Below are 22,562 nucleotides of genomic sequence, written 5' to 3'. Positions count from 1 at the left end.
AAGCGAGGCCGTTGCCGACCTCGCTTTTATATCGATTTTATTGTATCGGTTGACCAGTATGCAGCTCTAAGCCACCAGAAATAGGTAGGTTGATACCATTGCATGAGCTTGATGCATCAGAGGCCAAGAAGTACATTGCTTCAGCGACTTCCTCTGGCGTGCAGATCCTGCCTAGAGGGTTGGCCTGATTAAATGTGTCAATCACTTCTTTGGCGTTGGCAAGAAACATTGGAGTAGCGCAAGCGGCAGGACATACATTGTTTACTCTAATGTTATATTTTCCATAATCGAGTGCCATCGCTCGGACTAAGTTAACAACTGCTCCTTTTGCTGCATTGTAGGCTGCCATCTGATGATCCCCATTCAGCCCTGATACTGAAGCCGTATTTACAATAGTCCCTCCACCTTGTGCAATCATGTATGGCACAAAGTACTTACTCATCAAAAATATCGATTTCACATCAACATCAAACAATAAGTCCCAATCTGTCTCTGTTGTTTGATGTAGTTCACCACCACGCCAAACTCCAGCATTGTTGATCACGCTGTCAACTTGTCCAAAGTTGTCAATTGCAAACTCGGCGACCTGCGAGACCTGTGATGCTTGAGTGATATCACAACGTTGAAAATAAACCTCAGTAAAACCTTGGCTTTGAAGTTTCAAACATTGCTGTTGCCCGTGCTCCTCGTTGGTGTCTATCATCAGAACGCGCCAATGTTTTTCTAGAAACAACTTACTAGCCGCTAACCCCATGCCAGAAGCTGCGCCAGTAATCACTACCGTTTTCATCTGGATCTCCTTATTGACGAGCTGCAAGTTGTGCAATGGCTTCATCGGCTTCAACGGTCGCTCCTGCAACCCCTATAGCGCCAATAACATTACCTTGTTCGTTACGGAGGATCACACCACCACCAAAGGAAATAAGTCCTCCATTCGTGGCTTCAAGTGTATAAATCGCACCTCCAGGTTGTGCGATCGCACCAAGTTCAGCACTATTGGTTTGGAAAAGCGCTGCTGTTCTGGCCTTTTTTATCGCCACATCAATCGCGCCGAGCAATGCATTATCCATGCGTTCAAAATGGACTAATAATCCAGCTTGATCAACAACACTGACACAGATGTTAAATTCTTGTTGTTTCGCTTGTTGTATAGCTATCGCAGTGATCTGTTTTGCTAAGTTGAGAGAAATACAGGCGTCTCCTAATTATGATCGTGAATGACGCGCTCAGTTTAATTAGATAAATCCTGGGGGGCATTCGAACCGTGTGAAAAGTAAGTAAGATTCGATAATGTCGAATCACCTCAGAAATACTTGAGCAAAATGACTCAATTTTGCCTCAGTGAGTTCATCAGCAGCACCACTTAAACCCGCAGCAGCGACAAGATCACCATTCATATAAAGAGGAATAGCCAAACAGTGCAGCCCAGGCTCTGCTTGCTCTAGATCCAATGAAAATCCTTGTTGGGAAATCTGCTCAATTTCCATCTCCAACCATGGTGTTAACGCACCTTGCATTCTTAGTATTCTTTTTAGTTGAGGGTTAAAAGAAACAAATATTTTCCCAATGGCAGAGTCAATTAAACTTTCTCGGCGTCCTCTTGGGCTGCGTATCGTCAAGGGATTATCTTTTTCTATTGCGTCGATATAAAGGTACTCATCAGCCCCACTTTGGATTGCGAGATAAGCTGTGTTATTGGAAAGCAGTGCCATTTTCTTTAGAAGTGGGTAAAAATGGCGACGAACAAGTTCGTCCCGTTGTTCGAGTGGCTTAGATAGCTCTCTCAGTCTTAAACCGAGTTGGTATGTTTGTTTGGTACGTTCTACATACCCTAGTTTGACTAACGTTGCGAGCAGCCCATATACGGTTGTTTTCGCTAATTTTACTGATTGGGTAATGTCTTGCAGAGACAGTGGCGATTCTGCGAAAGAGAGTGTTTCTAAAATCATGAAACCGCGCTCCAACGACTGAATGGTTTTGCCCTTAGTATCCATATTTCTCCTTAACAACAGTGATAAGTGAAGGTGCCTATAACTCGTTTTAGACAAACATATTCGCCAATGTCCCATAACACAAGGCAACGGAAGCATGCTTTATAGTGAAGCTATATTCAGTTATCTCTTTTTCATTGGTCCAAATTATTGCAATTTTAACAACTATCATTTGTCTTTGTTGCTATCAATGTAATGCGTTGAGTTTGTTAATATCCCTCTCAAGAAATAAGAGGGCTTATTATGTCTAAATCACTTTTTCAACCTATCCAATTGGGGTCCTTGACACTCAAAAACCGCATCGCCATGCCACCGATGACACGCTCCAGAGCAACTCAACCTGGGGATGTCGCTAATGACATGATGGCGACGTATTACGCTCAGAGAGCCAGTGCAGGTTTAATTGTCTCCGAAGGAACACAAATTTCCCCAAATGCAAAAGGCTATGCGTGGACGCCAGGTATATACACACCTGAGCAGATTGAAGGCTGGCGTAAAGTAACTCAAGCAGTGCATGCAGAAAATGGCGCAATTTTTGCTCAGCTGTGGCATGTAGGTAGAGTCACTCACCCAGATAACATTGGTGGTGATCAACCGATTTCTTCATCAGCGTTAAAAGCGGAAAACGTAAAAGTATTCGTTGATAATGGCAGTGATGAACCTGGTTTTGTTGACGTCGTCCAGCCTAGATCAATGACAAAAGCGGATATTCAACAAGTCATCGCAGATTATCGTCAAGCGGCATTGAATGCTGTTGAGGCAGGCTTTGATGGTATTGAACTGCATGCGGCGAATGGTTATTTGATCAACCAATTCATAGACTCCGAAGCTAACAGCCGTACCGATGAATACGGTGGTAGCCTGGAAAATCGTCTTCGTTTTCTTGATGAAGTTGTTGCAGCATTAGTTGAAGCGATTGGCGCTGACCGTGTTGGGGTGCGTCTGGCTCCTTTGACTACCTTAAATGGTACGGTAGATTCGAACCCTATCGAAACTTATACCGCTGCCGCTGCGGTACTAAATAAGCACGGTATCGTTTATCTGCATATCGCTGAAGTCGATTGGGATGACGCCCCTGATACGCCAGTTTCTTTCAAACGTGCCTTACGTGAGGCTTATCAAGGCATTTTGATTTACGCAGGTCGTTATAATGCGGAAAAAGCGGAGCAAGCCATTGATGACGGACTGGCTGATATGATCGGCTTTGGTCGCCCTTTTGTTGCGAATCCTGATCTTCCTGAACGTCTACTTCATGGTTACCCGTTCGCAGAGCACGATCCAAACACCTTGTTTGGCGGCGGTGAAAAAGGGCTTATTGATTACCCAACGTATAAAGCTTAAGGGGGAAGTATGTTTAAGGTATTTAAAGGTCACGGACTCGAGACTAGCAACCGTATCGCTATGGCGCCGATGACTCGTTCACGCACGTCTCAACCTGGTGATGTACCAAACGAGATGATGGCAACCTACTACCGTCAACGTGCTAGTGCTGGCTTGATTGTCACAGAAGGCGCACCTGTCTCAGCCGTTGGTCGGGGCTACTCTATGACGCCAGGCATTTACACAGAAGAACACATTGAAGGCTGGAAGAAAGTGACTCAGGCTGTTCATGAGGAAGGGGGTAAGATATTTATCCAACTCTGGCATGTTGGCCGTCGTAGTCATTCCGATATTTCAGGTTCACAACCCCTGGCACCATCAGCGATAAAAATTCCAGATCAGGTCTTCGGCCCATTACCTGAAGGCGGGTTTGGCATGGTGGAGACCCAGCAGCCAAAAACAATGAGTGCAGATGAAATCCAAGCAACCATTGCCGACTTTGTTCAAGCTGCAAGAAATGCTGTTGAAGCAGGGTTTGATGGTGTTGAAGTACATGCTGCGCATGGTTACTTGTTTGATACCTTTTTACGCTTAGAAAGCAACCAAAGAAGTGATCAATATGGTGGCAGCCAAGAGAATCGTATGCGCTTTCTGGTTGATACGTTACAAGCACTTACCGAGGAAATTGGTGGGGAAAGAGTAGCGGTTCGTCTGTCTCCTCATATCGGAGAGGGTTTTGCTGGGGATGATGTTGAAATTGTTCCACTAACGTTAGCATTGCTGGAAAAACTACAACCGATGAACCTTGCGTATGTGCATTTTTCAGAAAACATATCACGCTATGTAGAGGTGCCTGAAGAGTTTCGCCAGCAAGTACGCCGAATATACTCTAATCCAATCATGGTTGCAGGAAAGTTGACCAAGCAATCTGCCCAACAGTTGCTAGATAAGCAGTATGCTGATTTCGTTGCCTTTGGTACTCCTTTTGTAACGAATCCAGATTTAGTCGCCCGATTTGCTCATGATTTACCATTGGCCGAGTTTGATGCCGATGCTAGGTTAACCTTGTATGGAGGCGGAGCCGAAGGCTACACCGATTATCCAACTTATCAGGCCTAATACACTATGTACCAAGGACGATAACTCTTTGGTGCCTAACCTTTTCATTAAGCGAGTGGAAGTGATATGGAACCCTATCGAATTTGGCAATATCAAACTGAGACACACAGTCTTGTTTTAGGTAAGGCTGAAATACCAGCTTTAGATGACAGCGAGATCTTAGTACAAAACAAAGCGATTGGTATTAACCCTGTCGATTGGAAATTTATTAAAGCCAACCCTTTAAATTGGCCGAATGGTCATGTTCCAGGTGTTGATGGTGCAGGCGTCGTCGTACAAGTAGGGTCTAAAGTTGACACAAGTTTGATTGGCCGTCGAGTGGCATATCATGGTTCACTAAATCGCCATGGTAGCTTCGCTGAATATACGGTTTTGAACGTTGAGCGAGTGATGACACTGCCTGAGGGCCTATCTTTTGAACTTGCTGCGGCACTGCCTTGTCCGATGCTGACTGCATGGCAGGCATTTGAAAAAATTCCATTAACCCGACAAAGAGAAGTGCTTGTCGTTGGTTTTGGCGCGGTGAATAATTTGTTATCCCAGTTCCTTGTCAATGCTGGTTATGTGGTTGATGTTGTCTCAACTAGTCTGGGCGAAGAGCGAGCCAAAAGGTTAGGTATTCGCCACGTTTATCGAGAGCAATCTCAAATCGACATGAAATACTTAGCCATTTTTGATGCGGTGAGTGGGGAAAATGCCGCCCATTTAGTGCCACTGTTAAGAGCGAATGGACATATTGTCTGCATTCAAGATCGTATTGCTAAACCCATTGACCCTCCATTTACACGCACTATTTCTTACCACGAAATAGCCCTTGGAGCGTTACATAATTTTGGTGATAAAGATGATTGGCATGCATTAATGCAAAATGGTGAAGCGCTGCTTGAGCGTATTTCAAAAGGCAGTTTTGACGTTAGTTTACCCGTATATTTTAAATTCGAACAGATGGCCGAAGCGTTGGAGCACAGCGAACTTATGAAAACAAAAACGGTCATCGCCTAGTCGTATTTTATATCCAAATAGCTTCACATTAAATGAAGCTATTTGACTAAAACTCATTCTCAATCGCTTAAAATCATGATTTCATAATCGTACTTTGAAAAATGAGCATTTTGATAAGCTCTAATAGCCGTGCGGTTGTCTTTGTGAACATATAGGCGCAGCTCTAAGCCTTTTTGTTCTTTCATTTCATGTTTTACCGCATCCAAAAGCAATGACATACGACCCTTGCCTCGCTGGGATTTTGATAAGAACATGCTTTGAATCCACCAGTAATAACCAGCGTTCCAGTCGCTCCACTCGCGAACCGCAGAGACACTCCCTACGGGAGTGTTGTTCTCATCAACTAAAACCCAATAGGTAGCAATTGAAGGGTCACGAAGCGCGACCAGAATGCCCTTTTCAAGTGTTTCTGGGATCTTAATACTCCCCTCAGCCTCTCTTGCTTCTTCAGCAGTGAAGTTAACAAGGTAGGGTAAGTCATCTAAAACGGCTTTTCTTACTTTCATCATAGCCCTCAAATTTATCAGTGGTTTCTAAAGGTTATCAAAGAATAATTGCTTAGAACATACACGGTATGTCCGTTGTGACTAGGTGAGCATGGTAAGAGCGCCGCTTAGAAAATAGCGTTTAAGCATAGCCATCTAAATTCAGAAACGAAGGAATTTTCACGCCAATTAACTACCAATAATATGGATTGTCGATAGCGGGTAAGCATGTTGGTTTTCCCTCGATGTTAGGGAACGCTTTACTGACTAAAGATTGTGCAATCCAACCTTCAGGGTAGGACAAGTCTAGCGGAGCTTGAATTATGTCCTGACTGATTGGAGCGAATCCTATTTTTGAGTAAAAGTTGATATCCCCGTATGTAATGGCAACGGTGACGCCTTTTTCTTTCAGTGTCGCTAACCCAAATTTGATCAGCCCTTGACCTACACCTTGCCCATGACGATCTGTTGCAACTGCCACGGGGGCTAAAAGGAATATGTTTTCACCATTTGGAAACGATAGGCGAGAGAAAATGATGCTGCCAACAATGCGTTCACTTTCATCTTGAGCAATAAACACATAAAGATCCTCATCTTTGGTTGGTAAAGTGAGAAAGTCTTCTACGAGTTTCGCAATCAATGTACCTTCTTCTTTGCCTTCTGAATCCGAAAATGTGTCATTGAACAGTGTAATGATTTCTTGAGTTTGTTCTTGTTTGTACGAAGCGTATTTCATATCTATATCTCTAGTTTGCAAGTTTTAAAATAAAGTACTGATAGGTAAAATCTTTTGCAGCACTGCGCTCGTAAACTGAAATCTCTTTCTCAATGTCTAGTAACGCTTGGGACACGGGCATAACAGCTTGTAATTCCTCAACTCGGTCTTGCAGCGGTTGCCAGTAGTTTTGCCATGCATCGACGCCTAATGAGAAGTGTTCTATCACGTCGTAGCCATGCTTTTTGAACAGAGCGAGTCGTTTGGGTATCGATTGAATGTCTGGGTAGTCTGCCAGCCAAAACTGTTTTGTCTCTTCGTCGGGAGAGTCAGTTAGCCAAACCAAATCACTCACCATCAAGACGCCATTGTCTTTTAACAGCGGCTTCCATTGTTTTAGTGCGTTCTCCATTCCCATAATGTACACACAGCCTTCCGCCCAAATGGCATCAAAGCTCTTTGCCTGAAATGGCAGTTCCGTCATGGAGGCACAAACAGGAGAAATGCGCTCATGCAACTGTGCGTTTTGTATTTTTTTATCGAGCTGCTTAATGACAACAGGCTCATTATCCACTGCTATTATGTGTGCGTTACTGTTGTCAGCTAGTAGTAACGTTGAGATGCCAGTGCCACAACCAATGTCTAAAATATCGGTCATTGTCTGAGGTGACATTAATGAAATCGCTTTTAAAGAGTCCTTGAGACTCCCTGGCCCCCATCTTTCTAATGTTGCATAGACCATCATAAAGTCTTTCATGTAACTCTCGTGTTCGTTCATATCTTTTGATAGCCACTTTAATCGGAGCGCTTCTTTTTCACTGTAACCCTGCGTACTTAACCAGTTTAAGTAAGCGCTAGGCGCACTTTGACTAAGAGAGTGGTGTAACTCTCTTTGTGGACGTTCCCCAAGTAATGCCAGTAGCAACTCGCGAGCCTGGACTTTTTTATCAATTTCATGGTTGAGTTGCGTCAGCCGATTTTCTAATAAGCTTCTACTTAACTTCGCGTCCAAGCATTGTTCGCACTCTTTCAATGAGAGTCCTGCGCTTTGAAGTTGCTGAATCAAAAACAGTCGTTGCAAATCGTTTTCGTTGTAATAGCGATATCCATTGTCAAGACGCTGACCGTTAATCAGCCCTAACTTCTCGTAATAGAGTAAGGTGGTGCGAGAGATGCCAGCCTTTGCTGCCAATTCCGAAATCAAGTACATGTGAGATTTGACCCAAGTGTTCTTAGTATTTGGATAGTATGAACTGTAGAGTATTAGACAGGTCAAGTAGACTTGTTCGAATTTTTCACCCACAGTGGCAGAAGTGAGATGATGGTGGTGAGGACTGCGGATGATTTTGAGATATTAGTCGGTAGCTAGGGCGTGTTGATCTTTGCTGTACATTTCGTGTTCAATAATACATCGGTAGCCACATTAACATGAATGCCAGCGATAACATGCCGGCATAATTCCTTTCTAGCTTGTCATATCTACTTGAAATAGCTCGATAATGCTTAATTCTCCCAAAGGCATTTTCAACCAGGTGACGATACTTGTATAGACACCAATCCATACTGTCTTTGTCTATATCTTGTCCGTAATTGCGTTTAGCAATTACCGTTTCTCCGCCACGTTCCTTAACAAAAGTACGGAAAGGTTCGCTGTCATATCCTTTATCACAAACGATGGTATTAACTTCATCGAGTTGTTCAACTAAGCTTTCGGCATGCACTATATCGTGGCGTTGCCCTTCTGATAAATCAAAGCAAATCGGTAGGCCACCACTATCCACGGCTAAGTGAATTTTGGTTGAGTTGCCCCCGCGACTTTTCCCTATTTGCTCTGAGCGTTCAGTAGCTGCTCCTGTACTATGCTGATGCGCTCGAACTATAGAACCATCAAGAAAGACCCATTCAAAATCAGCTATGCTAGATAAGCTTTTGAAAAGCTTATCTAAAACCCCTTTCTTTGACCAAAGGTTAAATCGTCTGTAAACGGTACTCCACTCTCCGAACTCAGAGGGTAGATCTCGCCAAGGAATACCTGTTCTCATTCGATAAAGTATTCCTTCAAATGTCATTCGATGTTCAGTTTTATCGTAAATACGACCTGTACTTTTCATAACTTGGAGTAGCAGTTCCCAGCGAATATCAGTTAGCATTGTTCTTGGCATGGTATTGGTTATGGTTTTACTTTTGGCGAAGCAAATTATAACTCTTTACCATGCTGTTCAAAAAACACTCACGAAAGATCAACACGCCCTAGTAGCCAGTTTTCAATACCAGAACTTATTTATGAATAGCTAAATTAGCAAACTCCCTAAAACAGAATTGTCCAAAACTTTGTTAAACGTATGCTCATGGTTTTTCTAATGCACTCGATTATCTACGGGCATTGGTTATGATGTAGTAACTTTACAACGTAGGATTTAGATACCTACTCAAGTATGCAGACTTTTGATGCAATTTTATGCGAATTTATGCTGCAAATAGTTTTGTAGCTGTTTGAAAGCTAGTTCGGACTATGCTAACTTATGTTGCAGGCATCACTTTAAAAGCCCTGCGTATATCGCAGGGCTTTTTTCGTTTTTGAACCCTCTTTTACTGCGTTTGCTCTTCAAAGTCTTCTGATGAATCAAGTTTCTTGAGGTTATTTAGGTATAATTTATAATCTCACGCGCTTGATACCGAACTGTCGTGAAGATTGTTTCGAGTACATTCGCCGAATAACCATTTTCACCTGGGATACTTTAATGATTTCAAAAAACCAATTAAAACTGCTTCGTGCTTTAGGTCAAAAGAAACAGCGTAAAGCGCATGGCTTATTCCTAGTTCAGGGTGAAAAGAACGTTTTAGAGCTGGCAAGTAGTTCATTAAAGGTGAAGCATGTCTTCGCAACCGAAGCATTTCTCGAACAAAACGCTAGTGCGCTAAGTGGTTTTGATTGCATTGAAGCATCGCTTGACGACCTGACCAAAGCGAGCACACTCGTGAGCAATAACGCGGCCATTGCCGTGGTTGAAATCCCGAGTGTAAAAGTGCCTCAAGCAAAAGGCTTGATGATTGCGCTAGATGGCGTATCTGACCCAGGTAATCTAGGAACGATTATTCGTGTCGCAGACTGGTATGGCATCAAGCACATTATTGCGAGTACAGATTGTGCTGATCCGTATAACCCTAAAACGATCAGCGCGACCATGGGCAGTTTTGGCCGCGTACAAGTGAGTCTGGTGGATTTGCCAAGTTACTTAGAAGAAGCCAACTTGCCAGTTTATGGCGCGTTTCTGGAAGGGGAGAGCGTTCATAAAACGGAATTCGCTGCTGAAGGTATTTTGTTGATGGGCAGCGAGTCCCACGGCGTACGTGAAGATGCTGCGAAGCTCGTGACAAATAAGATCACGATTCCGGCATTTGGTGGTGCTGAGTCGCTGAATGTCGCAATGGCAACCGGTATTATTTTAGACAATATGCGTCGACATCATTGTTAATGTAACTATGCGCCAATAATGAAGCCAGTCAATTTGACTGGCTTTGTTGTATTTACCACCTGTTAAAAATCAGCCTATTTGCAAGTTGTACTCAATTAAACAATAGTGAATGCCGATGATGACTTAATTTTGATTCAGATCAATAGGCTGCACCTATAAATAAAATTACTCATTTCCATTTAGTAAATTCAGGAAATTAGGCGACACTTATCTAAAGGCCGCAATAAAATGCCCTTAAGGAGATAAGAATGCATTCATTAAAAGTAAAAGATTACATGACGTTGCAAGCGGTGACCTTCACTAAAGATATGTCACTTTCGGCTGCTTTGAATAAAGTCATGCAAAGCGTCACATTAGGTGGACCCGTCATTGATGAGAATGAAAAGGTAGTTGGATTCTTATCAGAGCAAGACTTGTTAGATAAATTGGTGAAAGCGAGTTATCACTGCCAAGATACGCATACCGTTCAAGAGTGTATGCATGACGATGTTTTATCTGTTTCTCCAGACATGTCAGTGATCGAGTTGGCTGACATGATGAAGATTGGTAAGCCAAAAATGTATCCAGTGGTTGACGGCAAAGGTAAATTGGTTGGCGTTATCACTAGGCGAGATGTGCTGCGCGCCATCGGGATGACTTTAAATGAGTGTTTTAAGCATCCAGTTTAACCTTTTTGATCAAATATCATAGGTGCTTGATTTTAAATAAGTCATTTGGAAAGACGCTTCGGCGTCTTTTTTATTTTCAATCGACGAGTTTTTAAAAAATCACCTTGACCTTGGAGCTAGCTCTAAGGTTTATCCTTAGTCATAGGCAAAGAGCCTACACCAATAAGGAAAATAAATTATGTGTACGAAACATCAAGGTTGCCAATCTAGCAAAATCAAAACTGCGGTGCCGCTTGGCGCGAGCGAGTCGTGCTGCGCACCAGTAAAATCTTCACTCAACATTTCTCAAGCTGGCGTAGAAGTGTCTGAAAGTTCATGTTGCAGCGGAGGGAGTTGTAGCGCCGACCCAGGTGAGGAAGAAGAGCCCTCAAGGGAGAGTGATTCCTCAATTCGAAACTCGTGGCTTGTGTCAGGTATGGATTGCCCTTCATGTGCACAAAAGCTTGAGAAGGCTATTACGTCTTTGGAAGGTGTTAGCCAAGCAAAAGTCTTGTTTGCAACAGAAAAACTGGTTGTCGATTTTGACGATCGCGAGCTGACCTCTACGATAGAGTATACAGCCCAACAAACAGGTTTTCCGCTTTCTTCACTCGATGCTCCAAAACCAAATACCGCAACGAAAGGCTGGCGTGGGGTAGTAAAAGACAACATTCAAATTCTATCTATTGCTAGTGCGATGGCTGTCGCGGCAATAATTTCTAAGATCGACCCTCAAATAAGCGCTTGGTTATTCACGTTGACCTGCTTACTGGGTTTATACCCAATTGCGCTCAAAGCGTTCAAGTTGGCGCGTAGCGGTACGCCTTTTGCGATTGAAACGTTAATGAGTGTGGCAGCGCTCGGCGCTTTATATTTAGGTGAAACCGCTGAAGCGGCAATGGTGTTATTGCTTTTCCTTATTGGTGAAAAGTTAGAAGCATATGCATCATCCCGAGCTCGAAGTGGTGTCCAAGCGCTAATGGACTTAGTCCCAGAAAATTCAATTTTAATTATTGATGGTGATCGTAAAGAGGTGCCTGCAGCTCAGCTTAAGCCGGGGGATATTATAGAAGTTGCACCCGGCGGTCGTTTGCCAGCGGATGGTGTGTTGCAAGATGCGCTTGCAAGTTTTGACGAAAGCGCGTTAACGGGAGAATCCGTTCCCGTTGAGCACCAAACGGGTGGCAAAGTGATGGCCGGGGCTGTAGTTGTCGATAAAGTCGTTCGTTTACAGGTGACTTCTCGCCAAGGCGAGAATGCGATTGACCGAATTCTCCATTTGATTGAAGAAGCAGAATCTCGTAAGGCACCATTAGAACGTTTTCTGGATAAGTTCAGCCGTTGGTATACGCCGCTGATGATGTTGGTGTCCCTGATGGTTATCGTCACGCCACCACTGTTGTTTGCTCAACCGTGGGAAACGTGGATTTATCGAGGACTTGCCCTGTTACTGATCGCCTGTCCTTGTGCGTTGGTTATTTCAACGCCTGCAGCGATTACTTCTGGCTTGGCGGCTGCGGCGAAGCGGGGGGCATTAATCAAAGGTGGTGCGGCGCTTGAGTTGCTTGGTAAGGTTGAGTCCGTCGCATTTGATAAAACAGGTACATTGACGCAAGGTAAACCACAGGTGACCGACGTCTTTGCTTTTGATCTAGATGAAGACAAGTTACTTAGCCTGACAGCCTCAATCGAAGTTGGCTCAAGCCATCCTCTCGCGGTTTCTTTAGTTAATAAAGTGCAACAGCAGGGACTTCCTATTCCTGAAGCGCTAGATAAAACCGCGCAAGTGGGCTCTGGTGTCACAGGTTACGTCGATGGGAAAATAGTCCAAGTAGTCACGCCTTCTAAGGCCGATTTCCCACTTTCTCAAGAAACCGAAGAGCGAGTGGTGACGTTGGAACAACAAGGTAAAACGGTTGTTATTGTGCGTTACGATTACGAGGTCATTGGCGTGATCGCATGGCAAGATACATTGCGCCCAGATGCCCAAGAAGCTATCGCTACGTTGAAGGAGCTTGGGATAACGTCGGTGATGCTAACCGGTGACAACCCGAGAAGTGCTGAAGCAATGGCGACCAGAATAGGCTTGGATTATAAAGCAAGCTTATTACCAGCAGATAAAGTGCATTACGTCGAGAAACTATCACAGCAACACACCGTTGCAATGGTGGGAGATGGTATTAATGATGCGCCAGCGATGAAAGCTTCGAGTATCGGTATTGCGATGGGAGGCGGTACGGATGTTGCGCTGGAAACGGCCGACGCGGCATTAACGCACAATCGTCTGATTGAGTTACCTGCCATGATAGAACTATCGCGTGCGACGTTAAGTAATATTCGTCAGAATGTTGCGTTAGCGCTTGGTTTGAAAGGCGTTTTCTTGGTGACAAGTTTACTGGGCATTACGGGTCTATGGGTGGCAGTATTAGCCGACAGCGGCGCAACTGCACTGGTTACGTTAAATGCGTTGAGATTGCTCCGTTTTGAGTCCAAGCAGGCCAAGTGACCTACCTAACTAGCTAATAAAAAGCCCGAGGCATTCGTGTCTCGGGCTTTTTTAACCGTGTCGACGAAATTCAATAAGATGTCTAGTTTGTTTTTGAAATCACGCATCGCTATGCAACAAAATGAGCCAAACTCTCTAAAAGTGTGATCATTGCTTGTTTTGGATGAAATTATAGTTTCATTACATTTTCTCATTGTGATTATGATCACTCTATGTTGGTGAAAGGTTCGCTACAGTGCATTTGTACCCAATAACTGATTAATGAGCTTATTGTTCATAAAATAAGCCACAATAAGGAGCGACTTATGTCTCAAGCTGTATTTCATTTAGGTGTTACTGAAGCTGATCTTAATGGTGCGACTCTAGCCATCATTCCTGGTGATCCAGCGCGCGTTCAAAAAATCGCAGAACAAATGGAAAACCCAGTATTTCTAGCAAGTCACCGTGAATACACGCTATACCGTGCCGAATTAGACGGTAAACCTGTTGTGGTTTGTTCTACAGGTATTGGTGGCCCTTCTACCTCTATCGCAGTTGAGGAACTCGCGCAACTTGGTGTTCGTACTTTCCTACGTGTTGGTACAACTGGCGCAATTCAACCGCATGTAAACGTAGGTGACATGATCGTAACGACGGGGTCAGTTCGCCTTGACGGTGCGAGCCTGCACTTTGCGCCAATGGAATTCCCAGCAGTTGCTGACTTTGAAGTAGCAACTGCAATGAAAGCAGCAGTAGAAGAGTCTGGCGCTGCGGTTCACATGGGTGTGACGGCTTCAAGTGATACGTTCTACCCAGGTCAAGAGCGCTACGATACGTTCTCTGGTCGCGTTGTTAAGCGTTTCCAAGGTTCTATGCAAGAATGGCAAGACATGGGCGTACTTAACTTTGAGATGGAGTCTGCAACATTGCTAACAATGTGTGCGAGCTCTGGTCTAAAAGCAGGTTGTGTAGCGGGTGTAATCATCAACCGTACACAAAAAGAGATTCCAGATCATTCAACACTGAAAGAGACGGAAGCTCGTTCAATTAAGGTGGTAGTAGAAGCAGCGCGTAAAATGCTGTAAGCCGCGATAATTGGCATTTTAAACAAACGGAAAAACCAGAGGCACGCCTCTGGTTTTTTTCTACCTATCTAAACCCACACTTAAAAATTAGGTATGAAAAAAGCAGCCTGTAACGCTGCTTTTGATCATTTTGAATTCTAGCTTTTATCGCTGATACTAGATCTCGTCCGAGCCACCTGCGTCTTTAAACCAAGCCGTTAGGTGCGTTCTTAAGTCTTTAAGCTCATCAGGGCCAATCAGAGCTAGCCCCAAATCTTCTGCACGAGTAATGTCATTGTGACGAAGCGGTCGGAAGCTCACCAGCATTGCACGTGCTTGTAAACCACCTAGCAGATCTCTGAGGGATTCTAGCTTGTACAAGGTGTCATCGCCGTCATCTCGCATGCCTTTGGTTTTACACTCAATGATGTGGAGCTTGTTGTTTACCACTGTTGCAACATCCAACTCATTGCGTACTTCACTTTCACCAAGTTTGCGATAAACCTGAACATTCAAAGAGCGATCTTGAATCGTCGGCATCGTATCTTGAATTTGCTTGACCGTGCTGTGTACCAGAGTCTCTAACCATTCACCGTTTGAAAAGCGGCGTGCATCTTCATCAGCAAACGTTAGAACGCCATTCTCATAAGTGGCGATTTGCGCTTCCACTAGGTCCGAAAGCAGCATGTTGAGCTCACGGTAGCCTTGTTGCTTTTCAGAAAGCTCCACATCAAGTTTTTGCTCTTTGCGGCATGTGGTTGCAAGGTAGTTAAGAGTTGCTAAGCCTGGACCAAGCTCAAGCGCATTTGAGGCCCAGCGTTCACCAAGTTCATACAGTTTTTTATCAAGAAGAGGAGGTAAATCAACGTGGTGGAACTCGCCGCGTGCGCCGAAGATAGTGAGGTAGTCAGCAATCGTAATGTGGTCTTCGACCTGAGTATCTTCTTTGCCATCTGGGTATAACCAGCAAAGCTTATCGCTACTTGGCTCAACCACAAAAATTGGCCAGCGATAGGTACGGAAAACCTCGTACACAGACAATAAGCGATGACGAAGACCGCAACTGGCGTTCAATTTCACATCTTCGCCGCGCTCATGGAGATCTTTTGCCAGTTTTTGAATCGCTTGTTTGATCAGCGAAGTATTGACGGCGGATGGGATTTCAAAAAATTCGGAAGTAATGTCTCGTTGCTCTAAAACGGCACTCAGTCGGTCAAATATATCTAACTGGCTCTTGTCTCCGATGAAGACGATATGTGTGCTTAGCGTACGATTATCTAATAGAGGAGTGACCAATCTCACTGGGTCTTGGTCGATAATACCAACATGAACAGCCATAGATTTTCCTTTTTATGAGGCCGCTCGAAAAGAGATGTGCAAGGGGATGAGCTGGCCATATTAATCATATGTAGACATGGCCGATAAAAAACAAGGGCGACTTAACAAAAAGTCGCCCTTATACAGTTGATTGCACTAATTAATGCTTAAATTTATAAATTATTTATAACTTAAAGCGGTGAACCAATTCATTCTGTTGATGAGCCAAGTGAGTCAGGGATTCACTGGTCTGTGCGATGCTCGACATAGCTTGGAAGCTTTCATCGGCGATACTATTGATATCTTCAATACTGCGTGCGATGTCTGCTGAGGTTTCACTTTGCTCTGCTGCCGCTTGCGAAATATGCGTACTCATTTGGCTGATTTCGATGATTAGCGCTTGAATCTCTTCCATTGAGCTGTTCGCTTTTGATGCTTGCTCAACAGACATCTCCATATCGCTCATACAGCTTTGTATTACTTGATTTGCTGACTGAGAGCTGGATTGCAGATTACTGATCATCGATTCAATTTCAGTGGTGGACTGAGTGGTTCTGGATGCAAGCACACGCACCTCATCGGCCACTACCGCAAAGCCGCGACCTTGTTCGCCAGCGCGAGCCGCTTCAATTGCTGCATTCAATGCCAGTAGGTTAGTTTGTTCAGCAATGTTGCGAATCACATCGAGGATAGAACCAATTTGACCACTCATTTTTTGCAGTTCAGAGACAGCGGAAACGGATTCGTTCAAACGCGTTTCCAGTTGATTTATGGTCGAGATATTGCTGCTCATGACATTTCTGCCTTCTTCAGAGGCAGATTCGACACGCTGCACCATTTCTAGTGAGCCTTGTGCACTTTGAGCGACTTCTTGCACTGAGTGAGACATTTCCGTCATTGCGGTCGCAACGTTTGCTGTTTGCTCGCGTTGTGAACTTAATTTGCTTTGCGCTTGCGAAGACGTGCTTTCGTTTGTTGCTGCGGTCGAAGATAGGTTCTCTGACGCTTCGTTGAGTTTCACTAAGATCTCGTGAAGACTGTCGGCTAGTGAGTTAATGTGTCCACTCACTCGGCTGAACTCGTTGTTATAGCGAATATCGATACGTTGTGTCATGTCACCTTCAGTCAGGCTTTCAAGCACTTTTAGAATACGAGTCAATGGCTCGCGAACGCTATGCGCGATGTGGTAGCCAATCGCTGTGGCAAGTAGCACGACGACAACGCCAATGATGATGGCTTTCGTCACACCCGCAGAATAAATGTCACCAGCGTCTGCTAACGATTCATTAAGTTTATCCGTTGCGGTTGTCGTAAATTGCTCAAGAATCGCCATCGTTGAATCAACTTTATTCGCTAGGTTGGCGATGTTGTTGTATAGCGCTGCACGAGCATTGAGGTAATTATTGTGCTGGTCTAAGACACCTCCACGCATTCCCACGTCGCGTGTGAATTGTTCTACCGACTCACCAAACGCTGTTTTTAGTTCAGGTAATTGAGTAACTAAACCACGGAAAGCATAGTTCAAATGAGTCACTGCTTTGCGGTTTTTGGTCACGGCTTGCGTAACAAACTCAGGATCAGAGCTGGCGAGGGCATCAGAGGTTATAACTTCGGCATCTTTTAGCTTAATGAAGTAACTCTTCGCCATGACTTTGACAGAAATGCTGGTTTGATCTGCCACATATTCTTTAAGGCCGACCGACAACTCGGTATTCAGCTTTTGGAAGCGACGTGACGATTTTTGCACTTTTTCTTGCGCAGCGAACATTGCTTCGTAGTTGTCCATGGCTTCAAGAGCTTCAGTAAAATAGCTCTGCTCTAACGCTTTTAATTGTGAAAACGGTTCGGCAAGAGAAGGATAGATTTGGCTCGCAGTTTCCAGTTGACCCAAAGTGGATTCGAAACGTTGTTGAGATCTAGCAAATTCCTGACGCATTTCATCCATGCGTTGTTTATTCTCTGTCGTCAGAAAATCTTTAAACGATTTGTCGGCAGAAAGCAGTTCAACACTGGTTTGGTTAGATAACGATACCAGTGGTAGGGATGATTTAGACACGGTACCAAACTTCCCGTGAATATCACTCATTCCTCCCATCATAATGGCAATTGTGACGGCAAATAGGATGATGATCAGAGCAAAGCCCGCATACATCCTTTTAATAACTGAACCTCGCATAAGTGAGCTTCCTCTCCCAAAATAGACAAGCTACCCAAGAATTTTGAGCTTACTTGGGTATAAAAATAATAATTGTCTTAAAAAAGTAACAAAATTCATTGGATTGTATTGAGTTTGTGACGCGCATTTTATGACGCACACGACAAAAAAAGCTTCGTTAATTAGCGTTTGATTAATAATGTTAAGTGAACACTGTTTTTATTGAGCTCCGCTTTTGGTTGGCGCATACTAATTGGGGTCTAATTACCTTTATAAAATGGAGTCCTCATGGCGGAAGAAACGATCTTTAGTAAAATTATTCGTAAGGAAATCCCTGCCGATATTCTTTATCAAGATGAGTTGGTGACTGCGTTTCGCGATATTAACCCGCGCACACCGAGCCATATTCTCATTATTCCGAATAAATTGATCCCAACAACGAATGATGTTGAAGCTGAAGATGAAGCAATGATGGGGCGTTTGTTCACTGTTGCTAAAAAACTGGCGAAAGAGGAAGGCATTGCGGAAGACGGCTATCGCCTGATCGTTAATTGTAACCCGCACGGTGGCCAAGAGGTTTACCATATTCACATGCACCTATTAGGCGGTCGTCCTCTAGGTCCAATGGTATTGAGCTAAGCTTTAAAAAGTGGGTGGCGCAGTTCACCCACTTCTTTTTCCTGTCGAATGACACATTTGTGGAGATAAATGTGAAACTAGGTGTAAAGCTGTTAGGGCTGATGAGCTGGGCTTTAATGGCCTCTGGCTGCGCGAATTTGTCTGCGGGCAATCTGTTTAGTCACTACAGCAACCAGAATCAAGAAGTTTATCAAGCCGTTGTTGCAGGGGAATATGCGAAAGCGAAACAACTTCAATCGAGCGATGTGGGTGGCGAGATACTTGGCAACTTTGAAAAGGGCCGTATTTCTTTTCTTGCTGAAGATTACCCGACAAGTTTGAAAGCGCTGGAAAATGGTGATCGTGCCGTTCGTGTTCAGCAAGATCGCGCGACTATTTCTGTGTCAGAAACGGCAACGAGCGTCGGCTCTCTCGCAGTGAACGACAATCTCCAAGATTATCATCCCGCCGATTATGAACTTGGCTTTCTGCACCTTTACCTCGGGCTAAACTATTTACAGAAAAACGATTTGGAAGGGGCGCTTGTTGAAGTGCGTCGAGCCAATCAAGTTCAGGAAGCGGCAAGAAAGGCGCGTGAAAAAGAACTAAAAGCAGCAGAAAAAGACCTGAAAAAGCAAGGCATGTCTGCCAATTTAGGCAGTGTGTTGGCGAGCTACCCTGATGCTGGTAAAAAACTAAGCGCAGTACAAAACGGCTATTTGTTCTATCTTTCTGGCTTGTTATATGAAGCGTCACGAGATTTAAACAGTGCTTATGTTGATTACCGACGAGCACTCGCTGTGATGCCAGACAACAAACAAGTTGTTGAAAGCACGTTGTACGCCGCTAAGAAACTAGGCATGCGTGAAGACTTACGCATGCTAGAGAAACGGTATGGTAAAGCACCTTCTGGGTTAACTCAGTCTCAAGGTCGAGTCATCGTTATTGATGAACAAGGCGTTGTGGAGGCTTTGAAAGGTTGGCGTATTGATCTACCGATTTACGACAGTCGCGATAATGGGGCCATTTATTCGTTGGCGCTTCCTTATTATCCGAATCGGGGTGCTCAACGTTTTAGCGATGTGGTTTTAAATGGTCAGGTATTGCCTTCTAGCACGCTGACTGATGTTAATGCGATGGCACAAAACGATCTTAATGAACGTCTGACTACAATGGTGATCCGTCAAGCTCTTCGCGTTTGGGCAAAAGATCGAATCCGAAAAGAGGCGGCGAAAAAAGGCGATGATGTGGGTAACATACTTTTCAATGTATGGAACACATTGACCGAGCAGCCGGATACGAGAAGTTGGCAAACATTACCAGCGCAAGTGAAAACGGCATCAAAAGTCGTGAAACCGGGAACACAAAGTTTAAACTTGGGTGATCAAACCTATCAGTTTGAAGTGCCTGCACAGCAGACTACATTGGTATGGGTATCTCGTCAGGGAACACACTCAACCGTGTGGCATAAACAGCTAGGGAGACTGTAATGAAAGCATGGCTTATTTGTTTAGCAATGGCTATTGGTTTAGTTGGATGCGCCGAAAACACGGCTGGTATTCGAATTGATGGTCAAACGCAAAAAGTATTTTTTAATGATAACGTTTTGGGTAGTCGCTTATTAGTTGACAACATCACCACCACTTACGTTGATGATCGTCCACGTGGAGTGGTGCAACTAAGCAGTAACTATAAAGGTGACCAGCACATTCTTTACCGCTTCTATTGGTATGATAATAATGGTTTAGAAGTGAATACCAAGCCTGGCCCATGGCGCAAAATGATTGTGCGAGGGTTTGAGCAAGTCACGTTATCTGAAGTTACTGTGAATCCAAATGGCACCAAATTCCGTGTTCAAATTAGAGAAGCACAAGACAATTAATCTTAACGGCTTTGCCGAAGCTGCCGCGCTAACGATGCGCTGGTATTGAAAAACTAAGGAACTCTCATGAAAAAAAGTATTATTGCTCTTTTAGGTCTTGCCGTCATTTTGGGTGGCTGTTCTAACAAAGTCTCTTACGGCGATGCGCAAGCAACAGAAACCACAACTATCGATTTTGGCTCAACAGATTTACAAAAAATCGCGGCTGAAATGGTGGATAGCATGATGATGTCGGGTTCTGTAGCAGCAATTACTCGTGATCAACGTCCTATCGTTTTTGTTGAGCGAATTAAGAACAAGACCAGTGAACACATTGACACTGAATCCATTACCGACACTATTTCTACTAAGATGCTGAACTCTGGTAAGTTCCGCTTTGTTGATATGGATCGTGTTGAGTCTGTGCGTGAACAGCTTAACTTCCAAAACACGGATGAGCTGGTTAACCAAAGCACAGCGATCCAATTTGGTAAAATGGTGGGTGCGCAATACATGCTTTACGGTAACCTATCTAGCATCGTCAAAAATGCAGGTAGCGATAAAGATGTATACTACAAGATGACCATGCGCCTAATGGACCTAGAAACAGGTTTGATTGAGTGGGCGGATGAAACGGAAATTCGTAAAGCGCAATCGAAGAGCTTATTCGGTCTTTAATCGATACTGATGGAGAAGTCATCAATGGCATGGTTTTCTTGGCAACAAGCAAAACAGTTAGATCCGAGTCTTAATGCTCTCGATGGCTTCTTTACTGAGCCTCCGGTAAAAGTTCAAACCGTTACCGGGGGGCTAACCAACCGCTGTTGGCGGTTGGAATCCTCTCAAGGCCTTGTATACATCTGGCGACCGACCAGTAATGTTTGCAAGGCTTTTTCAATTTCTCGCCACAATGAATATCAAGTTCTGAGTGCTATCTCTTCGTTAGAAATTGGCCCCAAGCCAGTGTTTATCCACGAGCAAGGTTTACTGGTGGAATGGATCGAAGGGCAAGCACTTTCGGATGTAGGGCTACCAGTAAGAGATTTATTATCCATTGCGGCGACTATTCATCAGCACCCGATCAGCGCGCTCCCTTTGGTTCCATTTTCTTATATTTCTCGCATCGATCATTATTGGCTTGAGCTTGATGGTCAGTATGCGGATACGGAATTTGAGGCTCTATACATGAAGTGGCGCACGGAACCGAGTGTAGCGGCGGTTCCACTCGCTCTTTGTCACTTTGACCTGGGGTGTTACAACCTCGTTCGGGGAGAGAGTGGGGTGAAAGTCATTGATTGGGAATATGCTGGTATTGCTGACCCTAGGCTTGATTTGACCTTGACTATTCAAGTCGCGGGTGCGCCTGTGGAAGAGGCGGTGAAACAGTATTGCCAAATTCGAGGTATCGAAGATGTGTCTCTTTGGTTAAGTGGTGTAAAGGCGTGGCAGCCAAGAACCCTAGTGATGGCGATGCTTTGGTATTTACTGGCCTATAAATTGTGGGGAGATGAGCAATACTTAAACAGTGCGTATGAGTTGAAAGGCTCATTGTGTATGGAAGATCACTGTTTTGAGAACTCGTGATATTTTCCCCTTTAACAGTAAGGAAATAGTGGTAGTTTTAATAAAAGTACCAGATACACACAGGGAGAGGTACACATGATTATTTACTTACACGGCTTTGACAGTACAAGCCCGGGTAACCACGAAAAAGTTCTTCAACTGCAATTCATCGACGACGACGTTCGTTTTATCAATTACAGCACCCTTCACCCAAAGCACGACATGCAACACTTGTTAAAAGAGGTGTCTAAAGTTATCGATCAATCTGATGATCCAAACCCGTTAATCTGTGGGGTTGGTTTAGGTGGTTATTGGTCTGAACGAATTGGTTTTCTATGCGGTATCAAACAAGTGATGTTTAATCCGAACTTGCACCCAGAAAAAACGATGGCTGGTCGAATCGATCGCCCAGAAGAGTACGAAGATATCGCAACAAAATGTGTTGATCAGTTTCGAGCGAAAAATCAGGCGCACTGCTTGGTGATTTTATCCAAAGATGATGAAGTGCATGACAATGCGAAAACTGCAGCTGAGTTAGAAAAATACTATCAAATCATTTGGGACGAAACGCAGTCCCACAAGTTCAAAAAGATCTCTCACCATTTACAAGCGATGAAGGCATTTAAAAATACTTAAGAGTGTTTGAGTGTGAACAGTAAAGCGGCATTTTTTATCGGCTGCTTTGCTGCGACCCCCTCTTGTGAGTATGCCGAGTCACTTTCTCTTTAAAGGCCTCATTTTCTT

At 44.1% G+C, this 22,562-nt stretch carries 22 protein-coding genes; 13 read left to right on the top strand and 9 right to left on the bottom strand.

Features of this window, described 5'->3' with window-relative positions; genetic code table 11:
• Nucleotides 1-37: 37 nt before the first annotated feature.
• The 3 genes from OO778_RS11610 to OO778_RS11600 all read right to left on the bottom strand — a co-directional run bounded on the left by OO778_RS11610 (nt 38) and on the right by OO778_RS11600 (nt 1,994).
• Nucleotides 38-790 carry an SDR family oxidoreductase gene (locus OO778_RS11610; RefSeq protein ID WP_158127221.1) on the bottom strand — a complete coding sequence of 251 codons (753 nt, stop codon included), beginning with the start codon at nt 788-790 and terminating at the stop codon, nt 38-40.
• 10 nt (nt 791-800) lie between these two features.
• A complete protein-coding gene (locus OO778_RS11605; protein ID WP_264911387.1) occupies nt 801-1,151 on the bottom strand; it encodes a heme-binding protein in 351 nt (116 codons plus the stop codon).
• Nucleotides 1,152-1,298: 147 nt separating this feature from the next.
• Nucleotides 1,299-1,994, bottom strand: coding sequence for an IclR family transcriptional regulator (locus OO778_RS11600; RefSeq protein WP_258518616.1), 696 nt, complete (start codon nt 1,992-1,994; stop codon nt 1,299-1,301).
• Between the two features lie 240 nt (nt 1,995-2,234).
• On the opposite strand from OO778_RS11600, the gene OO778_RS11595 reads away from it, so the two are divergent.
• The 3 genes from OO778_RS11595 to OO778_RS11585 all read left to right on the top strand — a co-directional run bounded on the left by OO778_RS11595 (nt 2,235) and on the right by OO778_RS11585 (nt 5,432).
• The gene (locus tag OO778_RS11595) at nt 2,235-3,332 is read left to right on the top strand and encodes an alkene reductase (protein ID WP_264909854.1); all 1,098 of its coding nucleotides are present in this window, start codon (nt 2,235-2,237) and stop codon (nt 3,330-3,332) included.
• A gap of 9 nt (nt 3,333-3,341) precedes the next feature.
• Entirely contained in the window at nt 3,342-4,430 is a 1,089-nt protein-coding gene (locus tag OO778_RS11590) for an alkene reductase (protein ID WP_017790830.1), read from the top strand.
• 66 nt (nt 4,431-4,496) lie between these two features.
• Nucleotides 4,497-5,432, top strand: a complete 936-nt coding sequence (locus OO778_RS11585) for a zinc-binding dehydrogenase (protein ID WP_047689321.1) — start codon at nt 4,497-4,499, stop codon at nt 5,430-5,432.
• A gap of 59 nt (nt 5,433-5,491) precedes the next feature.
• Here the strand turns inward: OO778_RS11585 and OO778_RS11580 are convergent, their stop codons facing one another.
• The 4 genes from OO778_RS11580 to OO778_RS11565 all read right to left on the bottom strand — a co-directional run bounded on the left by OO778_RS11580 (nt 5,492) and on the right by OO778_RS11565 (nt 8,794).
• Nucleotides 5,492-5,941, bottom strand: coding sequence for a GNAT family N-acetyltransferase (locus OO778_RS11580; RefSeq protein WP_264909850.1), 450 nt, complete (start codon nt 5,939-5,941; stop codon nt 5,492-5,494).
• A gap of 169 nt (nt 5,942-6,110) precedes the next feature.
• Complete coding sequence (locus tag OO778_RS11575; RefSeq protein WP_264909848.1) at nt 6,111-6,653, bottom strand: N-acetyltransferase; 543 nt, start codon at nt 6,651-6,653, stop codon at nt 6,111-6,113.
• Between the two features lie 10 nt (nt 6,654-6,663).
• Nucleotides 6,664-7,842, bottom strand: coding sequence for a MerR family transcriptional regulator (locus tag OO778_RS11570; protein WP_264909846.1), 1,179 nt, complete (start codon nt 7,840-7,842; stop codon nt 6,664-6,666).
• A 190-nt stretch (nt 7,843-8,032) separates the two neighbouring features.
• Nucleotides 8,033-8,794: an IS5 family transposase gene (locus OO778_RS11565; RefSeq protein WP_264909844.1), complete on the bottom strand. Its 762-nt coding sequence runs from the start codon at nt 8,792-8,794 to the stop codon at nt 8,033-8,035.
• 579 nt (nt 8,795-9,373) lie between these two features.
• Here OO778_RS11565 and OO778_RS11560 point away from each other — a divergent pair.
• The 4 genes from OO778_RS11560 to udp all read left to right on the top strand — a co-directional run bounded on the left by OO778_RS11560 (nt 9,374) and on the right by udp (nt 14,325).
• On the top strand, nt 9,374-10,108 hold the full coding sequence (locus OO778_RS11560) for an RNA methyltransferase (protein ID WP_048626169.1): 735 nt from the start codon (nt 9,374-9,376) through the stop codon (nt 10,106-10,108).
• A 248-nt stretch (nt 10,109-10,356) separates the two neighbouring features.
• Nucleotides 10,357-10,776 (top strand): CBS domain-containing protein, encoded by a 420-nt coding sequence (locus OO778_RS11555; RefSeq protein ID WP_005390603.1) that lies wholly within the window; start codon nt 10,357-10,359, stop codon nt 10,774-10,776.
• A 178-nt stretch (nt 10,777-10,954) separates the two neighbouring features.
• Nucleotides 10,955-13,261: a zinc/cadmium/mercury/lead-transporting ATPase gene (locus OO778_RS11550; RefSeq protein ID WP_257887132.1), complete on the top strand. Its 2,307-nt coding sequence runs from the start codon at nt 10,955-10,957 to the stop codon at nt 13,259-13,261.
• A gap of 305 nt (nt 13,262-13,566) precedes the next feature.
• A complete protein-coding gene (udp, locus tag OO778_RS11545; protein ID WP_012842006.1) occupies nt 13,567-14,325 on the top strand; it encodes a uridine phosphorylase in 759 nt (252 codons plus the stop codon).
• A 156-nt stretch (nt 14,326-14,481) separates the two neighbouring features.
• Here udp and OO778_RS11540 read toward each other — a convergent pair whose 3' ends face one another.
• Together OO778_RS11540 and OO778_RS11535 are read right to left on the bottom strand one after the other, a co-directional pair.
• Entirely contained in the window at nt 14,482-15,642 is a 1,161-nt protein-coding gene (locus OO778_RS11540) for a DUF1887 family protein (RefSeq protein ID WP_005390608.1), read from the bottom strand.
• A 163-nt stretch (nt 15,643-15,805) separates the two neighbouring features.
• Complete coding sequence (locus OO778_RS11535; protein WP_237308497.1) at nt 15,806-17,797, bottom strand: methyl-accepting chemotaxis protein; 1,992 nt, start codon at nt 17,795-17,797, stop codon at nt 15,806-15,808.
• Between the two features lie 267 nt (nt 17,798-18,064).
• On the opposite strand from OO778_RS11535, the gene hinT reads away from it, so the two are divergent.
• From hinT to ycfP, 6 genes are all read left to right on the top strand, one after another.
• A complete protein-coding gene (hinT, locus tag OO778_RS11530) occupies nt 18,065-18,415 on the top strand; it encodes a purine nucleoside phosphoramidase (RefSeq protein WP_005390611.1) in 351 nt (116 codons plus the stop codon).
• Nucleotides 18,416-18,486: 71 nt separating this feature from the next.
• Nucleotides 18,487-19,884, top strand: a complete 1,398-nt coding sequence (locus OO778_RS11525) for a lipoprotein (protein ID WP_005390618.1) — start codon at nt 18,487-18,489, stop codon at nt 19,882-19,884.
• Nucleotides 19,884-20,276, top strand: a complete 393-nt coding sequence (locus tag OO778_RS11520; RefSeq protein WP_005390620.1) for a YcfL family protein — start codon at nt 19,884-19,886, stop codon at nt 20,274-20,276. Before OO778_RS11525 ends, OO778_RS11520 begins: the two co-directional genes overlap by 1 nt.
• 66 nt (nt 20,277-20,342) lie before the next feature.
• Complete coding sequence (lpoB, locus tag OO778_RS11515; protein ID WP_005378467.1) at nt 20,343-20,933, top strand: penicillin-binding protein activator LpoB; 591 nt, start codon at nt 20,343-20,345, stop codon at nt 20,931-20,933.
• 24 nt (nt 20,934-20,957) lie between these two features.
• The gene (gene thiK / locus OO778_RS11510; RefSeq protein WP_074191057.1) at nt 20,958-21,839 is read left to right on the top strand and encodes a thiamine kinase; all 882 of its coding nucleotides are present in this window, start codon (nt 20,958-20,960) and stop codon (nt 21,837-21,839) included.
• Nucleotides 21,840-21,914: 75 nt separating this feature from the next.
• The gene (ycfP, locus tag OO778_RS11505; protein ID WP_012842003.1) at nt 21,915-22,454 is read left to right on the top strand and encodes an alpha/beta hydrolase YcfP; all 540 of its coding nucleotides are present in this window, start codon (nt 21,915-21,917) and stop codon (nt 22,452-22,454) included.
• The last annotated feature ends 108 nt before the right edge of the window (nt 22,455-22,562 follow it).

Origin of the sequence: Vibrio sp. STUT-A16, from assembly GCF_026000495.1 — a bacterium.
Taxonomy (GTDB): Bacteria; Pseudomonadota; Gammaproteobacteria; order Enterobacterales; family Vibrionaceae; genus Vibrio; species Vibrio diabolicus.
Note: the sequence above shows the minus strand (reverse complement) of the source record. Positions and strands in the feature narration are given on the sequence as shown.